The organism is Terrisporobacter muris (genome assembly GCF_024621905.1).
Classification (GTDB): domain Bacteria; phylum Bacillota; class Clostridia; order Peptostreptococcales; family Peptostreptococcaceae; genus Terrisporobacter; species Terrisporobacter muris.
The window spans coordinates 1-3,735 of sequence record NZ_JANKBY010000335.1 but is presented as its reverse complement, the minus strand read 5'-3'; the positions used below and the strand labels follow the sequence as shown (position 1 = coordinate 3,735).

At 25.7% G+C, this 3,735-nt stretch carries 3 protein-coding genes; all 3 read left to right on the top strand.

Annotation, left to right across the window (positions count from 1 at the left end; translation table 11 throughout):
- Nucleotides 1–284: hypothetical protein (locus tag NSA58_RS17235; protein WP_257560733.1), on the top strand; the 284-nt coding region annotated here is incomplete at its 5' end.
- Nucleotides 272–1,669, top strand: a complete 1,398-nt coding sequence (locus NSA58_RS20800; protein WP_330376073.1) for a DEAD/DEAH box helicase — start codon at nt 272–274, stop codon at nt 1,667–1,669. The genes NSA58_RS17235 and NSA58_RS20800, both read left to right, overlap by 13 nt.
- Before the next feature lie 12 nt (nt 1,670–1,681).
- Nucleotides 1,682–3,250 (top strand): phospholipase D-like domain-containing protein, encoded by a 1,569-nt coding sequence (locus NSA58_RS17225; protein WP_039680043.1) that lies wholly within the window; start codon nt 1,682–1,684, stop codon nt 3,248–3,250.
- The last annotated feature ends 485 nt before the right edge of the window (nt 3,251–3,735 follow it).

The following is a 3,735-nucleotide window of genomic DNA, read 5'->3' as shown; positions in this document are numbered from 1 at the left end:
ATAAATTAATTGATAAATATTTAGTTGATACAGCTAATGTAATAGATCATAAACCCATATTTCTGAATTTAATAAAAAGTTTAGGTATAATATCCAATTGGGAGACTAATTTATTGAAATATATTTATATGGGCAACGAATATGTAAAAATGATAAAAGAAAAAATCGAAGAACTCTCCATATTAATGTCAAATCTAAATAAAAAACGACTGTTCATTGAAGATGAGTATGAAGAAATAATATATAGTAAAATAAAAACAATTAAAAAAATATTGATGATATAAAAAAATCCCTACAAAAAGAATTTAATTATGATGAAAGCTCAACAGATTTATTAGATTTTATTATAGATATTACAACAAACACTTTAAATAAAAATACTACAAAACTATATCTTGAAATAGAAACAGAAAAAAATAAAGCCATAGATCTAAAAGAAAAATATAATAATCTCAAATATAGATGTGATCAACTTGTCAATGATATGAAAGAAGTAATGGATGCAACTATAAATATAGTACCACAAGTTCACAACAATATATCAATAGATGAGATATTAAGAGCAAAATCTATAATAGAAAATTACTTGATGATTTTAGATAATTGGATTAAAAAAATTGAAAAAGGTAAATTTGGAGATAAAGAAGAACTTAAAAAACTTTATATAGAGTTTGCAAACGTAATAGGTATAACTTGTGTTCAATCAGGTTCTAAAAAATTTGAATCTGAATATAAGGATTTTGACGTGGTAATTATAGATGAATCAAGTAAGGCAACACCGCCAGAATTATTACTACCTATGCTTAAAGGAAAGAAAATAATATTGGTTGGAGATCATAAACAGCTACCACCAGTGATTGAGTCTGAATTATTAGATGAAATGAAGTATTGTGATGATGAATTGGAAGATATTAAATATGAATTAGATGATATGAAAAATAGTATTTTTGAAAAGATTTACATGAATATAAATGAGAAAAGTAAAATAATGCTGGATACACAATATAGAATGCATAGTTCAATCATGAATTGTATTAACCAATTTTATAAGGATAACAAGGAAGGTGGAAATAAAGTAGGATTAATATCTGGAGTTAAGGATGAAGAAAAAGAAAAAAGTCATAACATAGATATAAAGTATATAAAAAAAGAAAATCATTTGATGTGGGTTGATATTCCACTTAAGAATAGTTATGCAGAAGAAAGAAATGATGGCTTCAGTTTTTATAATAAAACAGAAATAGAAGTAATAGAAAAAATACTGACTGACATAAACAAATTTTCACATAATGAGGAAAAACAAGTGTCAGTGATTACTTTTTATAGTGCACAAGTTAAATTATTTCAGAATAATTTTTTGAAAGGAAGAGAATTTAAAAATCTGAACCTGCGAGTGGGAACCGTTGACAGATTTCAAGGAATAGAAAGTGAAATTGTAATTGTAAGCCTTGTAAGAAATAACAATAAAGGAAAAATTGGTTTTGCAAAGGATCCAAGACGTATAAATGTTGCTTTATCAAGAGCACAAAAACTACTTATTATTGTGGGATGTAGTGAGTTATATTGCGAGAAAAACAATAATAAAGAAGCTAAGGGCTATTATAGTGAAGTAATAAAAGTTGTTAATAAATATAACGGTGTCATAGATGCAGGAAGTATCTTTAACTAAGGAGAGATATATATGTTTAAAATAGAGGACTATCCTAAGGACATAGGAAAAATTATAGAAGATATTGAATATAAGGAAGATAAATTGGAAGTAATCTATTATAAGGAGTGGTTACTTCCTTTTCATAAATACAAGGTGAAAATAAATTCAATAGTTTACAGAAGTATAAGTATTATAGAAGAGTTTATTTTGAATATTGGCTTAACTAACTTAGGAAATAATAATACTATAGATGATATAGCATTAATGCTTGGTTTAGACAAGATATTTATTGAAACTTATGTTGATAAAATGGCAAGAAATGGAATGTTATATTTGAATAAATTGCCTCATATTATAACAACAGAGTCGGGTAAAAATTTATATAAAAGTAAGTTATCTTTAGATTTTGAAAAGCAGGATGTATTAGAAGCTTATTATCATCCATATATAAACAATATTTATGATTATAAAAAGAAAGATTATGAAAATAAAAGTATTGATATATTGCATTTGAATAATGATTTTGAAGATAAAATTTGCAATATAAATGAAGATTTAAAAAATAATATATCAGAATTGGCAAAGTGTCATAAAATCATATGCGAGAAGAAAGTAATAAATCAAGAAGTAAAAGACATAGAAATGGAAAAATTAGACGGTGAGATTGCATATTTTAGAATAGTTGAATTATGGATATATGATATAGTCGAAAAAGTTTTGCAATGTAGGGTGTGGAACTTTGAAAATAATTCCTTTGACAATGAGATTAGTAAATTAATATGTAATATAAAACCACTGAAAAAAGAAGATTTTAATTTATCTGATGAAATTAAAAAAGAGCCTGTTATAAAGCAATCAAATTCATTGGAAGAAAAATTTATTCAAGAAAAGAAAGAAAATAAGCATGAAAAAAGTAAGCTTAGAATTATAAGAGGAAAGGAAATAAAAGAAGAATTTAACAAAACTTTTAATATGGTTAAGCAGAAAATGTATATTCAATCCCCTTGGATTTCAGAAAAAGTAGTAGATGATGACATGATTAAAAAAATTAAAAAATTAGCGGCGAAGAATTGTAAAATATTTATAACATGGGGAATATCAAGAAATATAAATAATGAAGATAGAAAAGCACCTGAAATGTTGTTGGAAAAATTAAAAAGCATAAAATCACCAGATAATTTACCAGCTGTATTTGTAATCTGGATAGGAAATCATCACAACAAAGAGATTATTGTAGATGATAAAATACATATAGCAGGTTCATTTAACTGGCTTTCTTACAGAGGGGACTATCTACCAAGGGGTGAGTCAGTTTATCTCACAAATGATAAAGAATGTATAAAGGAAGCTAAGTATTATTTGGAAGATCAAATAGTAAATTCTTTGGGTAGAGATATGCTTAAGGGTAATTTTTATTCTAATTTAAATTGTTTGTTAAATTTGGAGTATCATGAGGAGAAGGTTAGAGAGATTTTGGATTGTGTAGCTGATCAATTGATAAATGATGAGCGCTTAGTTTATTTGAGGGATTTGCTGATGAGAAATGGTAGCTTTTTGGATATATGTGAGAAGATAGATAAGAATGGAATAACATTTTAGGAATGGGATTGAGATATTCATAGATTTATATAAAATATAGTATTTATTTAGAAAATATTTAATCTAAAATAGGAGATAGTTAGTAAGTACAAGACACTGGTGTGCCTTGTACAAGTGTGCTCGGGTGTACGAAAGTTGACATACTGTGTCAACTTTTGCTAGCATAATATAAAAGGTCAGTCTCACAATTGAGATCTGACCTTTTTAATTGTAAGGAAATTAAAAATATAAAAGAAGATAATGGAATTATTTGAAGAATTAATTAAAGTAATAATAAATAATAGGGGTGAATATTACTATAATTCAAATTATAAAGAGGAATAATTTATTTTCAATGATATTAGGAACTACTAAGTTTATAGCTTAGTAGTTTTTTAGGTTGTATAAAAATAACTGGGTTTCAAAAGTATATATAAGGAGTCATTATGAGTTAATGCATAAGTAATAAATCCTTGTTTTAGAATTTAGGATTGTATTTAGAAAAT